The sequence below is a fragment of the Sphingobacterium multivorum genome (assembly GCF_039511225.1).
GTDB lineage: Bacteria > Bacteroidota > Bacteroidia > Sphingobacteriales > Sphingobacteriaceae > Sphingobacterium.
Genome location: NZ_CP154261.1, coordinates 3,000,309 through 3,019,520, shown reverse-complemented (window position 1 = coordinate 3,019,520; position 19,212 = coordinate 3,000,309). Strand labels below are relative to the sequence as shown.

Here is a 19,212-nt window from a genome sequence, read left to right as displayed (position 1 = left end):
ATAATGAGCCATATTTTTGTTAATTTGCGACCATGTCAAATCAAGCTAATAATTATCGATTGTTTTCCAAAGAAATTCTCTCACTTTGGAAGAGCCAGGATGTATCATATGTTAAAGTAGAAGAATTATCCATTGTTGAAGGAATCACTTTTTTTGAACTTATACCAGATTCCGAACTTTTGGATGAAGGTGGGGTAGAAACACTCTATGCCATAGATTCTGAAGATGTAGCGGATATGTTGGTGTTTAGCAAGTCTATTCGTTTTGTTGTTCACGACATTTATTTGGATGAAGACTAATATATTAGTTATTTATGATCGACAATTCAATCTGCATTGTCGATCATAAATGTACGGCAGTAGGCTGAGCTAGGGATAAATTAGCTTCTCATATTCAACCTTTCTTCCTGAAGATCTAACAAACGAAGGTGTTTGCGGATGATCTCTTCGTCCAATAAAAGTTCTTCGCGGTTTTTATTGATAAGCCAAATACGCTGTGTTTCAAGGATATCGATATAGATTTTACGGTATTCGGCATAATTAATGATAATCTCGGAGCTCCGCAATTGATTTTCATACTTCTGTAGTTGATCCTTTAAGGTCGGAAAACTTTCAACTTTGTCCGCGTAATCATTACGAATCTTGTCAACGGCGACTTGAGCCAATCTATTCTGAATTTCATAATCGATCTCCTTTTCACTTCTTACAAAATCTCTATCTACTAATTTGATTTTCCTCAAGATAAAAGGGAGGGTCAACCCTTGAACAAGTAAGGTTAACAGAATCACAACAAATGTGATGAAAAGAATGAGATTCCTTTGAGGAAAAGGAGTTCCGTCGGCCAAAGTTAATGGGATAGATAGCGCTGCTGCCAAAGAAACGACGCCACGCATTCCAGTCCAGCCGATAATCATTGGCGTTTGCCAACCGGGCGATTGAGCGTCTGCAACCGTTATAAAATTTCTCATGATCAAGGTCGTAATTACTGCAGCATACCCTGCAAAAATTCGTACAAGAATAAGGACTATTGTAACAGCGATGCCATAGCCAATAGCAGTGGAGATATTGGTATCACCCAATCCAGATACAATTTCCGGTAAATCTAATCCGATAAGCATAAAGACAATGCCATTCAGCAGAAAGCAAAAGCTTTCCCATACGGTTACTGTCCGAATCCGGGATGCACTGCTCAAAAAATCGTGACTACGATACGAGAGAAATAAGCCGCCACTGACAACCGCAAGAACCCCAGAAGCATGAAGTTGTTCTGCGATCAAATACATCGAGAAAGGTGCAATAAAAGTTAACAATATGTCTGTATTGGAATCGGTTGGTAAAAGTTTGTGCATTTTCAGAAAAACAAAGGCAATTGTAAGTCCGATTCCCACTCCGCCAATACACATCCAAATAAAGCTCCCGGCCGCTTGGTACCATACATACTGCCCAGTAGCAGCAGCAATCATTGCAAAGCGAAAAATTATTAGTGAGGAAGCATCATTCAACAAACTTTCACCTTCCAATATGGACGCCAGCCTTTTGGGTACCTTCACGAATTTTAAAATTGCACCGGCACTAACCGCATCAGGGGGGGAAACTATTCCACCCAATAGAAAACCGAGAGCTAAGGAGAATCCCGGGATAAAATAGTTGGCAAAAACGGCAACGGACAATGCTGTAAAAAAGACCACAACAAAGGCAAAGCTGAAGATAATCCGGCGCCATCGCCAGAGTTCTTTCCAGGAAGTTGACCAAGCTGCCTCGTAAAGGAGCGGCGGTAAAAAAATAATGAATATCAATTCGGGTTCTATCTTAATAGGGGGAACTCCCGGGATAAAACTTATTACAAGTCCCGCTAATACGAGTAAAACAGGGTATGCAACCTGAATTTTTCTCGCCAGCATGATCAACATCGTAATTAGTAGGACTAAAAAAAGGTAAAACTCAAAATTCTCTAACATATGTAAATTTTAGGTATATAAATATAGATCAAATTTCTAGAAATATTTAAACTAGCTTGGCGGTATTCATGGTGGTAGATCTTCCTAAATTAGTTAAAGTTTGTCTTTCTCATAACCCACGATCTAAAATATGCGATGGCATTATTATAAAGAAAGGTTCGTCTTTGAGGAGTTTTACTTAAAATATAGTTTCAATAACAGTATAGGACAATACTCTAGAAATAACAACCCGAAGTTGTTCGAATACAACGATAAGTAGCATAATTACAACTAGAGGTATTTCCCTTTTCGCGATAATTACAGATTAGCCTCAATATATTTGTAAAGTTGAACATCATCAATAAACAATAATTATGGATAACAAAACATTAGGTAATAATATTGCCAAAGTGCGGAAAGAGCGAAATATGTCGCAAGCACAGCTTGCTGAACTTTTATTCGTCAGCCCCCAGGCAGTTGGAAAATGGGAGCGGGGAGAGTCTTTACCAGACTTTATAACACTACATAGACTTGCGGAAATATTCGCAGTCGATCTAAACTACTTCGCCGAAAATTCGAAAATAGGAGATAGCGTAGCAAGTCAAAAGGTGGTCATTGGCACTTTAGATGGCACGAAAGGAAATTCTCTGGAAGAGGCAAAATTTTCTGATACGGGACAAAAGCCGCTACTGACAGATTTTAGCGGTAACACGCTAGCCGAAACTGATTTTTCTGGCGTAAATGCGCCAAAGAGAAAATTTCTCGGAAGTGAGCTGCGTGGTACAGACTTCAGTACAGCAGATTTCACGGCAAGCATTTTTAAAGGAAGTGATATCCGCGATGCTAATTTTGATTCGTCGAACCTTACGGACTGCACATTTTCTGCTAGTAATATGACGAACGCAAATTTCAACAAGACCGTTCTCGCACGTACAGAATTTTATGCGTCGGAGTTGAACAATGCTAGATTTAATAGTATAAAGCTGACAGATGTCAAATTTACGGCGTCGGATCTCAGAAAAACCATTTTTGAACACTGTGAGTTCAATGGTGTTTGCTTTAAGTCCTGTGATATGAAAGGCATAAGCTTTGATGGGCAAGTATTTGTCGACGTAAAATTCGATAATGCAGACCTAGCAAACAGTTCATTTAGAGGGGTTATTCTTAGAAATGTTTCCTTTCGGCCCACGTTTGCGCTTACCAATAAATATTATAAGAGTATTAAAACAATCGATTTTGACGGAGCCTCAATGGACAAATTAACCTACGCAGCTCTTAAGGGAGTAGGCGTATCGCTTGAGAATATTGTGCTCTTATAAACAACACGATACAAATAGAAGGCATGGTTCTGCAAGTATGAACCATTGCCTAAGTCTAGGTGCCATACCAATGAAATCCATCAATTCCGGGAAATTAAATTAGGAGAGTCGTCAGCGCAGCATAGTAAAGCCAAAATATGCTAAACTAATTATCAAAGAAAGATTGGGAGACGGGTTGTATTCACGATTTCTTTCATGACAAAATAACTTTCCATATGTCTTATTCCCTTGATTGTTGCCAGTTTATTAAAATTGAATTCATGATAGTGATCAACATCCCTAACCATCACCTTTATTTGATAGTCAAATGCACCCGTTACGTGGAAACACTCGACTACTTCTGGAAATTTTTGTATCTCCTCCATAAATAACAAAGCACTTTCATTGGAATGTTTTTCCATACTGATGGATACAAGCACCATTAGATTAAGATCAAGTTTTCTTCTGTCCAGCAGAAAGACTTTCTGTTTGAGAACGGAGGTTGCTATTAACTTCTTAATACGTTCGTATACGGGAGTCATGGATAAATTAACACGGTCAGCTATTTCCTTGTTACTTATGTTCGCATCCTGTTGCAAAAGGTCCAGAAGCATGAGGTCTTTCTCATCCAATTTCATTATCGTAGTAAATTAAATCTAAAAAAACTATATCTATGACTGTAGTTAGATCGTAAACACTAGTAAATAAAATACAACCATATTATTTTACTAAAATAGCCATAATTACAGATATATAATACTATCATTTAAACTATATGTAGTAAATTTAAATTAATTAATTACTATCAATTTACCAACCTAAATAAAATTATGAGTGAGCCTCAATTAAAAAAAGTCCTTGGTCCGGTTATGTTATGGGGATTGGGTGTAGGCTATGTTATCTCGGGAATGTATTTTGGATGGAATCTCGGTTTGGCAGAAGGCGGCACATTGGGATTGGCCATTGCTACAGTGTTCGTTATTATCATGTACCTTACATTTACCTTCAGCTATACAGAGATGGCGTGTGCGATCCCTAAGGCTGGCGGAGCCTTTGAATATGCCAATCGAGGATTGGGCAAGCATTTGGGATTTGTCGCCGGTATTGCACAAAATATCGAGTTTGTTTTTGCTCCGCCTGCCATTGCTGCTGCTATAGGTGCTTATCTACATTTATTGCATCCTTCGGTTGACTATCTTATTTTTGCCATTGGGGCCTATGTGATTTTCACTTCAATGAATATACTGGGCGTAAAGCTCGCTGCATCATTTGAATTGGTCGTAACTGTTCTTGCGGTTATCGAATTACTGATATTTGCCGGTGTTACATTTCCGGCTTTCGAATTTTCCAACCTTGAGCACAACGCATTGCCCAATGGCTTCTCGGGTATTTTTGCAGCTATTCCGTTTGCCATCTGGTTTTTTCTCGCTATTGAAGGTGTAGCGAATGTTGCTGAGGAAACGATCAATCCACAGAAAAATGTATTAATCGGCTTTGGATCGGCCATCGTAACTTTAGTTGTGCTTTGTATCATTACATTTTTGTCGGCGGTGGGTGTCGGCGGCTGGGAGGCTGTTGTTTATCCTGTCGGAAGCACTGAACCCTCCGATTCACCATTGCCACTTGCCATTGCACATGTCATTGACAATAGCCATATTCTCTATAAACTACTTATAGGCGTTGGTCTTTTGGGTCTTATAGCCTCATTTCATGGTATCATTCTCGCTGGTGGCAGAGCTACCTTCGAATTTGGGAGAGTGGGGTATGCACCGTCGATTCTTGGAAAAGTGCATCAACGATTTAAGACTCCGGCCAATGCACTCTTAATCAATATGGCTATTGGCATCATAGCATTATTGACCGGGAAGACCGCTGGCATTATTACCATCGCATGTTTTGGGGCAATCTGTCTTTATATAATATCCATGTGGTCATTTTTTGCCTTGCGAAAAAAGGAACCCGATTTGGAACGCCCATTCAAAGTTCCTTTGTATCCGCTGTTTCCAGCGATTGCGTTGATTATCGCTGTCGTGTGTCTCATTGCAATGATATATTATAACCCGTTGACAGCTCTATTATTCTTTGGGCTTGTCATCTTATCATACCTCTATTTCCTAATCTTCCTTGACAAGGACAAAACCATCAAATTATGATAACTAAAAATGAAATTATTGCCAAATTAACAGCAAGCACAAGTACGCACGTTAAAGTTGCCGTCGCTGATATAGACGGGGTGCTCCGTGGGAAATTTATGCATCGGGATAAGTTTATCTCTGCACTGGACAATGAATTTGGGTTTTGCTCGGTGGTGTTTGGATGGGATGTTAACGATCAGGTTTATGACAATGTGGAAATTACAGGCTGGCATACAGGATACGGCGATTTCCCGGCGCGTATTGATGGAAATACATTTCGACAGATTCCCTGGCAAGAAGATATTCCCTTTTTTCTAGCTGATTTTGAATCTCCGCTTTCTCGCGACCAAAATGTGTGCCCAAGATCACTGCTTAAAAACATAATTGCACAGGCGGAGACTGCCGGATTTAAACCAATTTTTTCACAGGAATTTGAATGGTTTAATTTCGTGAAAGCCGATAATGCCGCTCCCCAAAATAGTTTTAGAGATATGACACCGATAACATCTGGTATGTTTGGCTATTCCATCTTACGGATGTCTGACAACTACGGATTTTTTCAGGATCTTTTGGCTATGCTCGAAAGATTCGGTGTACCTCTTGAGGGGCTACATACCGAGACCGGGCCAGGTGTTCTGGAAGCTGCGATCCAATGTAGTGATGCTCTTGAAGCTGCGGATAGGGCTACGCTCTTTAAATCTGCGGTTAAGGACATCGGAAAAAAACATAATATCACGGCGAGTTTTATGGCGAAACAGACCAAGGACTTACCAGGCTGCAGTGGCCATGTACATCAAAGTCTTTGGGATCTCAACAAACAGAACAACCTCTTTTATGATAAAGATGATGAACTCGGAATGAGCCAGTTGATGAAGCATTTTCTTGCTGGGCAATTGTATTGTTTACCTGATATTCTACCGTTATTGGCGCCCACTGTTAACAGTTATAAAAGGCTGACTGAAGGAGCATGGGCACCGACAACCCTGACTTGGGGCATAGATAATCGTACCACAGCACTCCGCGTCATCGAAGGTGGCCCCAAAGCCACACGCATTGAACATCGTGTTGTCGGCTCAGATGTGAACCCTTATTTGGCAGTAGCAGCATGTTTGGCTAGCGGGTTGTATGGCATCAAGTATAAATTGCCATTGGATAATCGACATACTAGCGGTAATGGTTATAAAGATCTGCAACACGGCGTGTTACCAAGAAACCTCCACGATGCGACCGCTCGAATGGCGCAATCGCAAATAGCCTCCGAGCTATTTGGCCAAAAGTTTGTCGATCATTTTTGTAAATCACGGTTATGGGAATGGCGACAATTTTCTGAGCAGGTCACAGATTGGGAAACAAAAAGATATTTTGAAATTATTTAACTGAACAATGGATACAGCAAAAATTTACGGTTTTAATTTTCCGACACCGATCCGTTTTGGTGCTGGAGTGATCGACGAGCTACCAGACTATTTATTGACCAATGGACTTAATCGCCCTTTACTGGTAACGGATCCGACTATCGCCCAACTGCCATTTTTTAAGGGAGTTCAACAAAAGCTGACGAACAAAGGGATCGACGTTATTGTCTTTCATGATTTGCATAAAAATCCAGTAAAATCTGATGTCCTCTTGGGAGGAGATGTCTTTAGAGGGCAAAATAGAGATTCAATTATTGGCGTTGGCGGTGGAGCAGCACTCGACGTAGCACGGGCAATTGCCTTGCGCGCAAATCATCATCGTGATTTATTTGATTACGACGATCTGATCGGTGGCGATATCTATGTGACCAACGAGATACCACCATTGATTACTGTACCTACGACCGCCGGGACTGGGAGTGAGGTGGGGCGTAGTGCTATTATTTCAGAAGATGAAACCAAGAAAAAACGAATTCTGTTTAGTCCCAGATTGATGGCAAAAATTGTATTTGCCGATCCTTTGCTTACAATGGATCTGCCACCGTTTATTACGGCAGCAACGGGAATGGACGCACTTACCCACAATATGGAAGCCTATTTGGCCAAAGGGTATCATCCGATGTGTGATGGTATAGCGCTTGAAGGAATGGCCATGGTGGCGACGTCTATTGAGTGTGCTACGAAAGAATCAGACTTGCCATCCCGCTCTAAAATGCTTTTGGCATCATTGATGGGAGCTGTTGCTTTTCAGAAGGGATTAGGAGTCGTTCATAGTTTAGCGCATCCGCTGTCCTCGCTCCTTGATACCCATCATGGACTGGCCAACGCGGTAAATCTTCCCTATGGCATGCAGTTTAATTATGTCGGTTTTGAAGATCGTTTCGATAAAATGGCCATGGCTTTAGGGCTCGGCAGTCATGCTGGAGACAGGGTTGTAGACTATCTGTTTGACCTCAATGTACGTTTGGGACTGCCTACACAATTATCTGCGATAGGCGTGCAAAAGGAACATCTGCAACCGTTATCAGAACTGGCGTTTGCAGATTTCTGTCACCCATCAAACCCCAAGCCCGTTAGCAAAGCAGATTTTCTTGCAATTTATGAAACCGCTTACGAAGGAAAATAATATGTTAAAAATCGGTATTAGTGCGTGTTTTTTTTATCCAGACCCCGAGAGGACGGTCTTTGGACACAAATCACTGAGCTATATAGAAAATGATATGGTTCGATGGATAACTAAAAAAGGCGTTCTTCCTATATTATTGCCGGATCTTGAAGAATCATTATTAGCGGACATCTTACACCAGATGGATGGCATAGTTCTTCAAGGTGGAAGCGATATAGCACCCCAGCATTATGGAGAAGAGCCTATCGGACCCTGGAAAGGAGACCCTTATCGGGATCAATATGAGCTAAAGATATTGGATTATGCCATCAGAAATCATAAGCCAGTCTTAGGTATCTGTCGGGGATTTCAGTTAATGAACGTCTATTTTGGAGGCACAATGTATCAGGATATCGGTAGTCAGCTTCCTCAGTCGGCTGTACATCGTTCAGCAAGTCTATACGACACCATCAATCATCCCGTACATATAGAACCAGGAACACTTTTCGACAGACTATATGGCCATGTTGCCAATCCATTGGTCAACACTGTACATCATCAGGCTATTAAAGATCTTGGCCATGATCTCGAAGTCTTTGCGCGCTCGGAAGACGGATTTATCGAAGCATTTGGTTATACCAAAGAAGCGGCCGGGAAAGTGATGGGTGTACAATGGCATCCCGAATTTTCCCAAACACAGAAGGGAATACTTTTAGATGAAAATTTAATTCTTAATGTTTTTATCGAACATGCAAGACAACATAGAAATTAGAAATCCTGCAACCGGTGCTGTAGTAGCAACGTTGCCTTCAACCACAACAGTTGAATTGGAAAATACACTCTCCTTACTAAAACAGGGACAGCAAAAATGGGCCAACGTTCCTTTGAAGGATCGTTTGGCGTGCATCATACAATTTGGGGAGCTGATCTTGGCGAATAAACAGGAACTTGCGGAGATCCTTACCAAGGAGACGGGCAAACCCATCACACAATCGCTTAATGAAATTAACGGAGCACAAAACCGTATTGAGCATCTTCGAAAAAATGCTGAAAGATGGCTTTCAGAAGAAATTATTGTAAATGAGGGAGCTACACTAGAACATATTCGCTATGAACCACTTGGTGTAATTGCCAATATTTCTGCATGGAATTTCCCTTATAATGTGGGCTTTAATATTTTTCTGTACGCCTTGGTTGCGGGCAATGCCGTGCTCTATAAACCTTCTGAATTTGCTACGCTGACCGGATTGCAGTTTGCAAAATACCTTTATGAAGCCGGTATACCTGATGATGTATTTCACTGTGTTGTTGGAGATGGGAGGATTGGCGAGCATATCTTATCATTGCCATTGGATGGCTATTTCTTTACTGGATCCTATAAAACTGGAGTACATATTGCTAGGGCCGTAGCGCATAAATTAGTTCCAGTCCAGCTTGAGCTAGGCGGAAAGGATCCACTATACGTAACAGAAGATGTGAAAGACATAAAACAGGCGGCGGTGTCGGCAGCCGAAGGCGCTTTCTACAACAATGGGCAGAGCTGTTGTGCGGTTGAACGTATCTATGTTTCAGAACAGATATACGATGAGTTTGTCGAGGCATTTATTGAGGAGGTAGCTTCCTATCAGGTTGGCGATCCATGCGCTGGAGACACATTTATCGGTCCTTTAACGAGGGCTGCTCAGCTGGACGTCCTTGAAGATCAAGTGAAAGATGCCCTTGCAAAGGGAGCAACACTACGGTTGGGCGGACACGCATTAGAAGGTGAGGGATATTATTATGCTCCCACAGTATTTGAGCACTGTAATCACAACATGCTACTTATGCGTGAAGAGACTTTTGGTCCGTTGATAGGTATACAAAAGGTCACTTCAGACGAAGAGGCAATTACGTTGATGCAGGATACGGCCTATGGCCTTACTGCAGCGGTGTTTTCGTCCGATCAGGATAGAGCAATGAATATCCTTAGCAAAATGGATACAGGAACGGTGTATTGGAACTGCTGTGATAGGGTAAGCCCTAATGTGCCTTGGTCCGGAAGACGAAATTCTGGCTTAGGTTCGACCTTATCGGCTCAAGGTATACGAGCATTTGTTCAGCCTAAAGCCTATCATTTAAGACCCGCATAATTTAATGTTTAATTCTATGGATATAGCCCATTATGCCGATCGTTCATTGGATAATGGGCTTTCCCTCAAAAATAAATTTCGGTACCCCATGAGAGTGAGTGCGTAAAGATTATGGGGTCCGCTTCATGGAAAAGTGATCGCCAAGGTGACTTATGCCGATGCAATAGATATGCAAGTCTTTACTGAGGAGAGATAGACTGAATGAATTCGCTAAAATGCTTGAAGACTCTCGCAACATTTTCTATTTTTGTTACAAACAGAAAAGAAATGAGCACTGAAGTGACAGGTTTGAAGCGTGTAGCCACACTATGTATATTAAGAAATAAAGATAAGTTTCTATTGCTAAAGCGCCTTAAAGAACCCAATAAAGATATGTATGTTCCCGTTGGTGGGAAATTAGACCCATTTGAAAACCCGGATGATGCGGTAGTTCGTGAAGTCATGGAAGAAACAGGGATCCATATCACGTCAAAACAATTTTGTGGCATGTTAACCGAAACATCACCGATCAATTACAATTGGATCAGCTATGTATATGTATCCGATATCGAATATGTAGAGGCCCCCTATTGTAATGAGGGTGACCTCGAATGGATCGCTGCAGACGAACTGGAATCTATTCCGACCCCTTTAACCGATCTTTATATTTATGATTATGTGGCTAAGGGAAAACTGTTTGCTTTTAATGCCGTATATGATTCAGACCTAAACTTGACCGGGTTATGGGAACAATATAATGGCATCAAGATCAAGTAAACTACTTAAATTGAATTAAAATTAGAATGATTATCAATAAAACTGCCATTAAAGTCATCGCATTCGATGCAGATGATACATTATGGGTAAACGAACCATATTTTCAAAAAGCAGAACATGATTTTTGTGCACTGTTAGAAAATTATCTTCCACAGCATGCAGTATCAAAAGAATTATTTGAAACAGAAATGAATAACCTGTCCCTCTATGGGTATGGTGTGAAAGGCTTTATTCTTTGTATGATAGAGACTGCCAGCCGTATTTCGGCAGGACAGTTATCGCTGAAGACAATAAACAAAATCATAGCGATTGGACAGGATTTATTAAAGATGCCGATTGAATTATTGGAAGGTGTTGAAGATACGTTGGTAAGGCTGAGTGCACATTATAAGCTAATCGTAGCCACAAAAGGCGATCTTTTGGATCAGGAAAGAAAGCTGAAAAATTCGGGTCTCCAACAGTACTTCCATCATGTGGAAATTATGAGTAACAAGAAAAATGACGATTACTCAAAATTATTAAGAAAAATTGAATGCCCCGCTGAAAATTTTATCATGATCGGAAATTCAATCAACTCCGATGTTCTGCCTGTTCTGGAATTGGGGGGACAGGCAATACATGTCCCTTACCATGTGACTTGGACACATGAGCAAGCTTGTGATGAGGTTAAACCAAGCAATTTCCTGCAGGTAGAAAGTCTAGATCAACTGCTACCGATTCTGCTTTAATCCAAAATGCGCGTCTAGATGCGCATTTCTTCTACCGGCTGTTACCCAGCAAAGAGCTGCGAAACAATTAACTGTTTTCTGTTGTTATTCATCAGTACAGTTAACCTCTCACATGGCAATTATTACAAAATATCTATTTTTCCTTTTACCCTTTTTTATTTTAAGCTGTAAGAGCAGTCAGCAAAAAGGGGATACGTTGTATTATGGTGGAAATATTATTACGATGGAAGATGATTTTCCCCAGGTAGATGCGTTAGTAGTAAAAGGCGGGAAAATTCTTTTCGTCGGTAGCCGGAAAGAAGCGGCCCCCTATGTAGGGGAAAACACGAAACAGATCGATTTAAAGGGAAAAACTTTACTGCCTGGCTTTATCGATGCCCATGGCCATATCACTTCAAGAGCAGGAATGGAACAGGCAATAGATTTATCGCCAAGTCCATATGGTACCGTTAATTCAATACCAGATCTTCAAAAGACTATATTATCAGTTATTAAGCGAACAAAATTAGGCACGTCTGTTCCTGTATTAGGAAATGGTTACGATGATGCTATCATGCGTGAGCATCGCCATCCGACTCGTCAGGAATTGGATGCGATCAGTACGACAAATCCGATTATTGTCATTCATGCTTCTGGTCATGCAAGTGTTGCCAATAGTGCGATGTTGAAGTTATTAGGTATTGCCGAAAATGTAAAAGACCCGGAGGGGGGACATTACGGCCGAAGCCCTGATAATCGACTAAACGGTAAGCTGGAAGAAAATGCCTCTTTTGCCGCACTGGTGAAGTTGACGAATATGATTCCCAGGCCTCAACAGGCCAAAAACGAACTACCCCAAACCCTAAAAGATTTTGTCAAAGCGCAAGACGAATGGCTTAGTTATGGCCAGACAACCATCTGTGACGGACGTTCGATGGGAGTGGGGATTGGCCTGTTGAAGGAAGCAGCTTCGAAAAATCTTTTAAAGGCAGATGTGGTTTATTTTCCGGATTTTGAAGCAAACAAAGCCGAATGGAAATCCTTTAAACCCAATTACATGAAATACGAAAAGCGTTTGAAATTTGGTGGATTTAAATTTTCGGATGATGGTTCGCCTCAGGGGAAGACAGCCTGGTTGACAGAACCATACCTGGTGCCACCAGAAGGTCAATCGGCAGATTACAAAGGCTTTCCAATCTTTTCGGACCAGACCCTCTACAATGATTTAAAGACAGTGTTTTCAAATCATATTACGGCACAACTACATGTTAATGGCGATGCGGCTATTGATCAGGCACTTCGTGTGATCGGCAAATTGAAAGCCGAAGGAATTTATAAGCCCGAGCTTAGGGCAACCTTGATACATGTGCAGAACAGCCGCCCCGATCATATCGCCAAGATAAGAGATATCGGTGTTATTCCTTCTTACTTTTCATCCCATGTTTACTTATGGGGAGATTGGCACTATCAAAGTGTTTTTGGTCCCAAACGTGCGGCGTTTATTAGTCCAGCTCAGTCGGCAAAAAAAGCGGGAATACTGTTTACCATCCATCATGATAGCCCAGTAACACCTCCAGATCTATTGACCGGGGTGTATGCTGCAGTCAATCGGACCACACGTTCGGGAATGTTGTTGGGGCCAGATGAACGTATTGATGTCAGGGACGCGCTCAAAGCAATTACCATCAACGCTGCCTATCAGTATCAGGAAGAAAAAGATAAAGGGTCTCTTAAAAAAGGAAAACTAGCTGATTTGGTTATTTTGGATCAAAATCCATTAACAATTGATCCCCAAAAATTACGGGACATCAAAGTAATTGAAACAATCAAAGAAGGGAATACAGTCTTTAAGCGAAATTGATCAATCTGTCAATCCCATAATAAAACAGCGTTGTAAACACATTTTAATTCGCTATTGTTTGGAAAAACCTACTATCGTACTGTTAGTTGCCACTCTGCTGGACTAGTGACGATGAGTCGAAGTCATCGTTTTCAAGAGGATCAAATGTTGGGATAAAACAGGAGAGTTGTATAGTAATACAACAGCGTCAAGTCTTCATCCTTTAAAGAAATAGCGAATAATAAATCGCCACATGCAAATATTAAATGGTCTTAAACTTTTGCGGCTTGTGGCCTATTTTTACACGATGATCGATTCATGATGTCACTTTTGAACAAACAATAGATCTATTTCATCATGCAACGCAGGGAGGGTTATCTTAGATGGAATCCTGTTTTTACTAAAATCCAGAAATAATTATGAAATCGCTATTGATATTTCTTTTTTCGATAAACCTTGTTTACGGTCAATCTACACCAAATTTGACAGTAGGTTATGGAGATCGCTATGATAGCCTTCCCAAATTAGTAATCAAAGCAGCTACACCAGAAGACTATCATAAAGCATTTAGCTCCAACATTATCAATAAAACTCCTGCTGTTGAACGGAAAAGTTTTGTGATTCCTACAGGCAAAGGCAAGCTAAAGTTCAGGAAATATAGTTTTTCAGCCGGTTATGGCGATGGATTTAAGGGTTGGGCGTATAAAGGCTATCTTCCCAAACTGAAAATGCATATTCTCGTAAGCAATCATGTTGCTGAATCATTAGGTTTTAGCGATTTAGTTTTACTCGATAGCATCAATGGTAGTCAACATACAATTGCTTCAGTCGGCGACGGTGCAGTTGAAATACCAATTCCATCTCCAAACGGAGATTTTCTTGCTTATTATTATAATGAGGTCTATGCTGCGAATAGTTGCTTTATAGGGGTACTTGCTGTCCGCAAAGAAAAGGCTCCTTTCCGGATCAAACTTTCCGAATACAACAGTTTTGAAACGGACAATTGGGCGGTGGAAAACATCAGATGGATCGATAGCATGACGATTATCATAAAAGCTTATACGCTTAAAAAAGTTGCCAATGAAAACATGAAGCAGTTTGCGTACTACACTGCCCGGTTAAGCAAAGAAAATACAAACTAAGGTATAGAGATGAACATACAACAAAATATCATCATGCTAACTGTTGCTGCAATTTGCTCTTGTACCAATCCTAGCGTACCCCTACAAAAACGGGATGTTAAGCAATCAGAACATCCTACTGACGGAGAAGTAGTGATATCCAGGCAGCAGATAGATACGGTCCCCGCCTCACATACCACGAATGAGGTTAAGACTACAACATCCATAAAATTCAATGAATTTGTCGTTTCGATTCAAGGTATGGCCATTTTTGATCCAGAAAGGATGGATCGACTACAACGTGATACCGTAGAAATCGAAGCAGAAGTCGGGGAAAGCATCGAGGGAACTTATATTTCTATTTTAAGTGATCAGGTCCGTGACTTGAAGGTGGAACAACGCTATGAAACCAGCGTAACTATTATGAATGAAGGTCCCCATTGTGATCTTACCGAATGGAAACATTTTAACTCAGACTGGAAGCCTTTAAAACAAAATGGGAATGGCCTTTTTCTAAGTGAAGAATATACTGATCAGGATCATCGGACCTTTCCCAGCGTATCTATGGACGAGTTGAAACAAAAAGTAAAAGAGCAGTGTGGTGAAGAATGGTTTAAACTTTTGGCTAAAGTAAAATCGCCATCTGAATATCCATCAGCAGTCGGTATAAGCCGTTATTTCTTACGGATCGCATGTCGTCTTAAAGATAACGGTAAAAAAGTTACCAAATTAATCATTATCAAAACTCCAATGGGATGTTAACAGCTTAATTGCTGAATCACAACACCAGGATTTTCCAAGTTATAAATCTATACAAAGAGATTACGAAAAAAGTAATGCTTTCAAAAGATTCAGTATTTTAACACCGGTTTTATTATTTTTGCTATGGTTGGACCAATGAAATACCACTTCAAGAACACAACAATGAAATTAAGCCTATTGACTAAAGCAATTTTTACTATAGTATTCTTATTTTTAACAAAGAATAATATTTTCGCCCAAACCAAATACCAAAAGGATTTTTATGAGTTTTGGTCTGACATCAATAAACATTATGCTTATTTAGAAAGTCAAAATATCAACTGGAATAAAGTCAAAGAAATTTATTCTTCACAAGTAGAAAAAGTTACAAATGACAACGAGTTTATTCAGTTGCTTGAAAATACGTTGAATGAGCTGTACAATGGACATTCGTCGTTAAGCACAAATCTTAATACATCAAACAGGATAATTCCATCATGGTCCGACCTACGTGTCGAAAAAAATGGAAACAAATATTTAATAAAAGACTTAAGAAAAGGTTTTGGTGCAGATTTAGCGGGGTTAAAAATTGGTATGCAAGTAACTCTTTTCAACGGAAAAGCAATCGATGAACAGTTAAAAAGTTTCTTACCTCGATTTACAGATCATTACAGTCCAAAGATGTATCAGTATGCTTTAGATATGCTTTTTGCAGGAACTCACGATAAAAAGCGGGTGATTACTGTCGTTGAAAACGGCGAACGTAAAACATTTGAACCGGTAAGCTATGGCAATCGGAATGAATTGTTGTATTATAAAATTATAAATGGGAACACAGCGTATATCAAAATCAATAATTCACTGGGAAATAACAACTTGATCGCTGAATTTGATAAGACGCTTGACAGTTTGATTTCTAATAAAAACCTTATTTTGGATTTGACTGAGACCCCTAGCGGTGGAAATTCAACGGTTGCGAGGGCCATTATGGGGCGGTTTGTCAATAAAGTTCTACCTTATCAGATTCACGAATTTGATGAGAAGGATTATGACACAAAACGACATTGGGTAGAGTATGTAAGTCCACGTAAGAAAACCTACAAGGGTAATGTGTATATCCTCGTGGGACACTGGACAGGAAGTATGGGCGAAGGGATAGCTATAGGTTTTGACGCGCTTGATAGAGCTACAGTTATTGGCACACCTATGGCCGGGCTATTAGGCGCAATTTCAAATTTTCGTCTGACAGAAACAAAAATTGGATTCCAATTCCCAACGGAAAGATTGTATCATATCAACGGAATGCCAAGAGAGGATTTTATTCCCAAGATTTTGTGTGAAAATATCGAAGAAACATTAAAAAAAGCGAAGGAGATAGCTTTTTAGGTTAGATAGGAGATGATGACTCAGTTTGCCTGAAAACTCATGGAGCAATGTTAAGATCAATGTGAACAACTAAAGAGTATATGTTTAGTAAAATTAATAAAACCTTTATCCTTCTTGTGCTTGTACTTGTTTCCAACTACAGCAAAGCACAAACCGGATATAAGAATTTAAATATACCTGCATCAGTTGAAGGATCTACCTTTTTTAATACGGATAAAAGGAATTGTATAACGCCTCCATTTGGGTATTCAAATATTTCAAAACACCTACCTGTCGATTCCGTATTGTCGGCTATGCAAGATCACCGTGGTTTAGGAAATCGCTATGCATTAAAATTTGATCAATCAATCAAAAACAATCTCGTAACGATACCCGAAGCATATGATGTTTCTTTTCCATTTGAGCAAGATATCGGCAAAGAATATAATCAGATTAAACTTGCCTCCAATTTCCTCCGTTATGGGGATTATTCGCTTCATTTTCTGGCCATTTATAACGCTGTCCGCTATAGTGAACCATTCATAGAAAAAATATATTTAATTTCAGTAAAGAATGGGAAACCGGTTGATATAAGAAGAATTTATCTTCATCATGAGGGAGAAATGGGATTCACAGACTATACACTATTCTATATCGATAAAAATTTTATAATCTCATTGCGGGATTATGAATTTAATGAGAATCCCTTTAGGCAAAAACCTGTTTATCAATTTCAGCTCTTAAGCAACGGAACATTTGTCAGATACTATGATCAGAATGGATTATATAAAACAGATGAAGAACAGGGCTCAATTAAAAATCACCATAAAGAAGGAAAATGGATCGAATTTAAAACAAATCGGTTTGTGGACTTACAAGAATATCCATCATTTACAGATTCGTATACGTACGTGGAAGCAACGTATAAAGGAGGTCTTCCTGATGGCGAATGGAAATGTTATAAATTATTGCAGGAATATAATGAAGAAACGGGGGAACCAATAATTAACACAAGAAAAAGAGGACCGTTGATTTATACTGAACTATTCAAAAATGGATTATTGGAAAAACGAGAGTTCCATATTCTTAATAAGTAGCCCGTCCGTTATAAGTGATAAAATATGTAACTTGTAGAAAAGGTGAAAAAGGCTCCTAAGTTCCTTCTTATGAGAACTTAAAATATGAAAATAATACTACAGTTGCTATGCGATTTGTAGTTTGCCAACAATGGATCTAGCCCGAAAGAGGCGGAATAATACACGCAGAATATTAATTATGGAAATAATCATCAGACAAGCAAAAGAAAGCGAAATCAATGTGTTAATTGAGTTTGAACAAGGGATCGTTGAAGCGGAACGACCTTTTGATAACACATTAAAGCCAGGCGAAATTCATTATTATGATCTCCTCGAATTGATCAAGTCTAGGGAGGCTGAAGTCCTTGTCGCAGTTGTTGACGATCAACTTGTCGGATCAGGATATGCGAAATTATTGGATTCAAAACCTTATCAAAAATATGATAAGTATGCTTACCTTGGGTTTATGTACGTTAGGCCTGAATATCGAGGTCAGGGTATCAACAAGATGATTTTACACCGATTGATCGATTGGGCAAAAGAAAGAAATATCTCGGAAGTAAGACTTCAGGTTTATGAAGAAAATACCAGTGCAAAAAAGGCCTATGCAAAGGCAGGATTTAAGCCAAATCTTCTGGAAATGCGTATGGAAATCGATGACAGATAATAGTGAAAATCCAATGAGATAATATCTATAACAAGTAAAAAAGACTTCTTTTAAAACTTTAAAAGAAGTCTTTTTTTTATTGGCAAGGCATTACACACTCATTTTAAACCGATTTATTCGTTGTTATGCTCAATTTCGGCAATGATTTCTTTGGCAGATTTAATCACCTGATCATTCAGCTGAATAATCATATTTGCTTGAGATGCTGCATTGATAAGAATCCCTTTTACTTTTGGCGATGCGTTAATTGCTTTGTACATTAAATCAGGATTGATATTTGCATTGGGAACGGATACCAGCTCATCTGCGAGATTAAAAACCAATGAGTTATAGTAGGTTTGCCAATCGTCTTTTGATGGTACTACGGTTTGATAATATTCCAAAATTCCTGTTTTTAATTTTCGATCCTTAATGAGACCGATTTTTCCACTAGATCGAAATCCTTCATAATTTCCAGTATTTCTGATCTTAAAGATCGGATTAAGGTTCATCTTAATACGGTCATTTGGGTTGACTTTCACCAAGCTATCAATTTTTTGTTGGTTTAATTCCCCGTAAAATTTACATCCTTCCGCTGTGTTCGTTAGGTAGGAATTTTGCTTTTCTAAGTCGTGGACATCTTTTTCGAGATCGACTTTTAGGTCCTCCAAAAATTCTTTTACTTCTTGTTGTTCATGCCTATGCTCACTCCAACCGTGAAGCCATATCGAAAGTGATACTGCAAAAACGATAATGAAGATCTCAATGGATATTTCTTTCAATTTTTCGGTGAGACTATGCTTTGGCTCCTTTGCGGTTTTATAAATTTTCTTCGTGTGCTTAATGATCTCGTCTTGCATTTTACAGCTTTAAGTTAATATAAAGGTGATTTGTTAAATATTGGTGCTAATACGCAAAGATGCAAAAGTTTGGTAAAACACA

The 19,212-nt window shown here is 39.6% G+C and carries 18 protein-coding genes; 15 read left to right on the top strand and 3 right to left on the bottom strand.

Features of this window, described 5'->3' with window-relative positions; translation table 11 throughout:
- Nucleotides 1-32: 32 nt before the first annotated feature.
- Nucleotides 33-299 (top strand): hypothetical protein, encoded by a 267-nt coding sequence (locus AAH582_RS12550; RefSeq protein ID WP_046673356.1) that lies wholly within the window; start codon nucleotides 33-35, stop codon nucleotides 297-299.
- Nucleotides 300-379: 80 nt separating this feature from the next.
- Here the strand turns inward: AAH582_RS12550 and AAH582_RS12545 are convergent, their stop codons facing one another.
- The gene (locus AAH582_RS12545) at nucleotides 380-1,957 is read right to left on the bottom strand and encodes a Na+/H+ antiporter (RefSeq protein ID WP_343317747.1); all 1,578 of its coding nucleotides are present in this window, start codon (nucleotides 1,955-1,957) and stop codon (nucleotides 380-382) included.
- Between the two features lie 353 nt (nucleotides 1,958-2,310).
- On the opposite strand from AAH582_RS12545, the gene AAH582_RS12540 reads away from it, so the two are divergent.
- Nucleotides 2,311-3,255, top strand: a complete 945-nt coding sequence (locus AAH582_RS12540) for a pentapeptide repeat-containing protein (RefSeq protein WP_343317745.1) — start codon at nucleotides 2,311-2,313, stop codon at nucleotides 3,253-3,255.
- 152 nt (nucleotides 3,256-3,407) lie between these two features.
- Here the strand turns inward: AAH582_RS12540 and AAH582_RS12535 are convergent, their stop codons facing one another.
- Nucleotides 3,408-3,872 carry an Lrp/AsnC family transcriptional regulator gene (locus tag AAH582_RS12535; protein WP_046673359.1) on the bottom strand — a complete coding sequence of 155 codons (465 nt, stop codon included), beginning with the start codon at nucleotides 3,870-3,872 and terminating at the stop codon, nucleotides 3,408-3,410.
- Between the two features lie 192 nt (nucleotides 3,873-4,064).
- Between AAH582_RS12535 and eat the strand changes: the two genes are divergently transcribed.
- From eat to AAH582_RS12470, 13 genes are all read left to right on the top strand, one after another.
- On the top strand, nucleotides 4,065-5,387 hold the full coding sequence (gene eat, locus AAH582_RS12530) for an ethanolamine permease (protein ID WP_343317742.1): 1,323 nt from the start codon (nucleotides 4,065-4,067) through the stop codon (nucleotides 5,385-5,387).
- Entirely contained in the window at nucleotides 5,384-6,745 is a 1,362-nt protein-coding gene (locus AAH582_RS12525; RefSeq protein WP_156167603.1) for a glutamine synthetase family protein, read from the top strand. Before eat ends, AAH582_RS12525 begins: the two co-directional genes overlap by 4 nt.
- A 7-nt stretch (nucleotides 6,746-6,752) precedes the next feature.
- Nucleotides 6,753-7,910 carry an iron-containing alcohol dehydrogenase gene (locus tag AAH582_RS12520; protein WP_070564090.1) on the top strand — a complete coding sequence of 386 codons (1,158 nt, stop codon included), beginning with the start codon at nucleotides 6,753-6,755 and terminating at the stop codon, nucleotides 7,908-7,910.
- The gene (locus AAH582_RS12515) at nucleotides 7,885-8,661 is read left to right on the top strand and encodes a gamma-glutamyl-gamma-aminobutyrate hydrolase family protein (protein WP_343317734.1); all 777 of its coding nucleotides are present in this window, start codon (nucleotides 7,885-7,887) and stop codon (nucleotides 8,659-8,661) included. Before AAH582_RS12520 ends, AAH582_RS12515 begins: the two co-directional genes overlap by 26 nt.
- Entirely contained in the window at nucleotides 8,639-10,018 is a 1,380-nt protein-coding gene (locus AAH582_RS12510) for an aldehyde dehydrogenase family protein (protein WP_343317732.1), read from the top strand. Before AAH582_RS12515 ends, AAH582_RS12510 begins: the two co-directional genes overlap by 23 nt.
- A 267-nt stretch (nucleotides 10,019-10,285) precedes the next feature.
- The gene (locus AAH582_RS12505; protein WP_286751901.1) at nucleotides 10,286-10,774 is read left to right on the top strand and encodes an NUDIX hydrolase; all 489 of its coding nucleotides are present in this window, start codon (nucleotides 10,286-10,288) and stop codon (nucleotides 10,772-10,774) included.
- A 26-nt stretch (nucleotides 10,775-10,800) separates the two neighbouring features.
- The gene (locus AAH582_RS12500; RefSeq protein ID WP_343317729.1) at nucleotides 10,801-11,502 is read left to right on the top strand and encodes an HAD family hydrolase; all 702 of its coding nucleotides are present in this window, start codon (nucleotides 10,801-10,803) and stop codon (nucleotides 11,500-11,502) included.
- A 112-nt stretch (nucleotides 11,503-11,614) separates the two neighbouring features.
- Nucleotides 11,615-13,342, top strand: coding sequence for an amidohydrolase (locus AAH582_RS12495; protein ID WP_343317727.1), 1,728 nt, complete (start codon nucleotides 11,615-11,617; stop codon nucleotides 13,340-13,342).
- A gap of 398 nt (nucleotides 13,343-13,740) precedes the next feature.
- Complete coding sequence (locus tag AAH582_RS12490) at nucleotides 13,741-14,463, top strand: hypothetical protein (protein ID WP_286751899.1); 723 nt, start codon at nucleotides 13,741-13,743, stop codon at nucleotides 14,461-14,463.
- Between the two features lie 9 nt (nucleotides 14,464-14,472).
- Nucleotides 14,473-15,204, top strand: a complete 732-nt coding sequence (locus AAH582_RS12485) for a hypothetical protein (protein WP_343317726.1) — start codon at nucleotides 14,473-14,475, stop codon at nucleotides 15,202-15,204.
- 162 nt (nucleotides 15,205-15,366) lie between these two features.
- A complete protein-coding gene (locus AAH582_RS12480) occupies nucleotides 15,367-16,569 on the top strand; it encodes a S41 family peptidase (RefSeq protein ID WP_343317724.1) in 1,203 nt (400 codons plus the stop codon).
- An 80-nt stretch (nucleotides 16,570-16,649) separates the two neighbouring features.
- Nucleotides 16,650-17,645, top strand: a complete 996-nt coding sequence (locus AAH582_RS12475; RefSeq protein WP_343317723.1) for a hypothetical protein — start codon at nucleotides 16,650-16,652, stop codon at nucleotides 17,643-17,645.
- 178 nt (nucleotides 17,646-17,823) lie between these two features.
- Nucleotides 17,824-18,291, top strand: coding sequence for a GNAT family N-acetyltransferase (locus AAH582_RS12470; RefSeq protein ID WP_343317721.1), 468 nt, complete (start codon nucleotides 17,824-17,826; stop codon nucleotides 18,289-18,291).
- Nucleotides 18,292-18,404: 113 nt separating this feature from the next.
- On the opposite strand, the gene AAH582_RS12465 is transcribed toward AAH582_RS12470, so the two are convergent.
- A complete protein-coding gene (locus AAH582_RS12465) occupies nucleotides 18,405-19,130 on the bottom strand; it encodes a DUF6090 family protein (protein WP_286751894.1) in 726 nt (241 codons plus the stop codon).
- Between the last annotated feature and the right edge of the window lie 82 nt (nucleotides 19,131-19,212).

What these genes read in the sequence shown, in the direction of transcription:
- AAH582_RS12550 (WP_046673356.1), top strand. Translation starts at nt 33, where the DNA reads ATGTCAAATCAAGCTAATAATTATCGATTGTTTTCCAAAGAAATTCTC.
- AAH582_RS12545 (WP_343317747.1), bottom strand. Translation starts at nt 1,957, where the DNA reads ATGTTAGAGAATTTTGAGTTTTACCTTTTTTTAGTCCTACTAATTACG.
- AAH582_RS12540 (WP_343317745.1), top strand. Translation starts at nt 2,311, where the DNA reads ATGGATAACAAAACATTAGGTAATAATATTGCCAAAGTGCGGAAAGAG.
- AAH582_RS12535 (WP_046673359.1), bottom strand. Translation starts at nt 3,872, where the DNA reads ATGAAATTGGATGAGAAAGACCTCATGCTTCTGGACCTTTTGCAACAG.
- eat (WP_343317742.1), top strand. Translation starts at nt 4,065, where the DNA reads ATGAGTGAGCCTCAATTAAAAAAAGTCCTTGGTCCGGTTATGTTATGG.
- AAH582_RS12525 (WP_156167603.1), top strand. Translation starts at nt 5,384, where the DNA reads ATGATAACTAAAAATGAAATTATTGCCAAATTAACAGCAAGCACAAGT.
- AAH582_RS12520 (WP_070564090.1), top strand. Translation starts at nt 6,753, where the DNA reads ATGGATACAGCAAAAATTTACGGTTTTAATTTTCCGACACCGATCCGT.
- AAH582_RS12515 (WP_343317734.1), top strand. Translation starts at nt 7,885, where the DNA reads ATGAAACCGCTTACGAAGGAAAATAATATGTTAAAAATCGGTATTAGT.
- AAH582_RS12510 (WP_343317732.1), top strand. Translation starts at nt 8,639, where the DNA reads ATGCAAGACAACATAGAAATTAGAAATCCTGCAACCGGTGCTGTAGTA.
- AAH582_RS12505 (WP_286751901.1), top strand. Translation starts at nt 10,286, where the DNA reads ATGAGCACTGAAGTGACAGGTTTGAAGCGTGTAGCCACACTATGTATA.
- AAH582_RS12500 (WP_343317729.1), top strand. Translation starts at nt 10,801, where the DNA reads ATGATTATCAATAAAACTGCCATTAAAGTCATCGCATTCGATGCAGAT.
- AAH582_RS12495 (WP_343317727.1), top strand. Translation starts at nt 11,615, where the DNA reads ATGGCAATTATTACAAAATATCTATTTTTCCTTTTACCCTTTTTTATT.
- AAH582_RS12490 (WP_286751899.1), top strand. Translation starts at nt 13,741, where the DNA reads ATGAAATCGCTATTGATATTTCTTTTTTCGATAAACCTTGTTTACGGT.
- AAH582_RS12485 (WP_343317726.1), top strand. Translation starts at nt 14,473, where the DNA reads ATGAACATACAACAAAATATCATCATGCTAACTGTTGCTGCAATTTGC.
- AAH582_RS12480 (WP_343317724.1), top strand. Translation starts at nt 15,367, where the DNA reads ATGAAATTAAGCCTATTGACTAAAGCAATTTTTACTATAGTATTCTTA.
- AAH582_RS12475 (WP_343317723.1), top strand. Translation starts at nt 16,650, where the DNA reads ATGTTTAGTAAAATTAATAAAACCTTTATCCTTCTTGTGCTTGTACTT.
- AAH582_RS12470 (WP_343317721.1), top strand. Translation starts at nt 17,824, where the DNA reads ATGGAAATAATCATCAGACAAGCAAAAGAAAGCGAAATCAATGTGTTA.
- AAH582_RS12465 (WP_286751894.1), bottom strand. Translation starts at nt 19,130, where the DNA reads ATGCAAGACGAGATCATTAAGCACACGAAGAAAATTTATAAAACCGCA.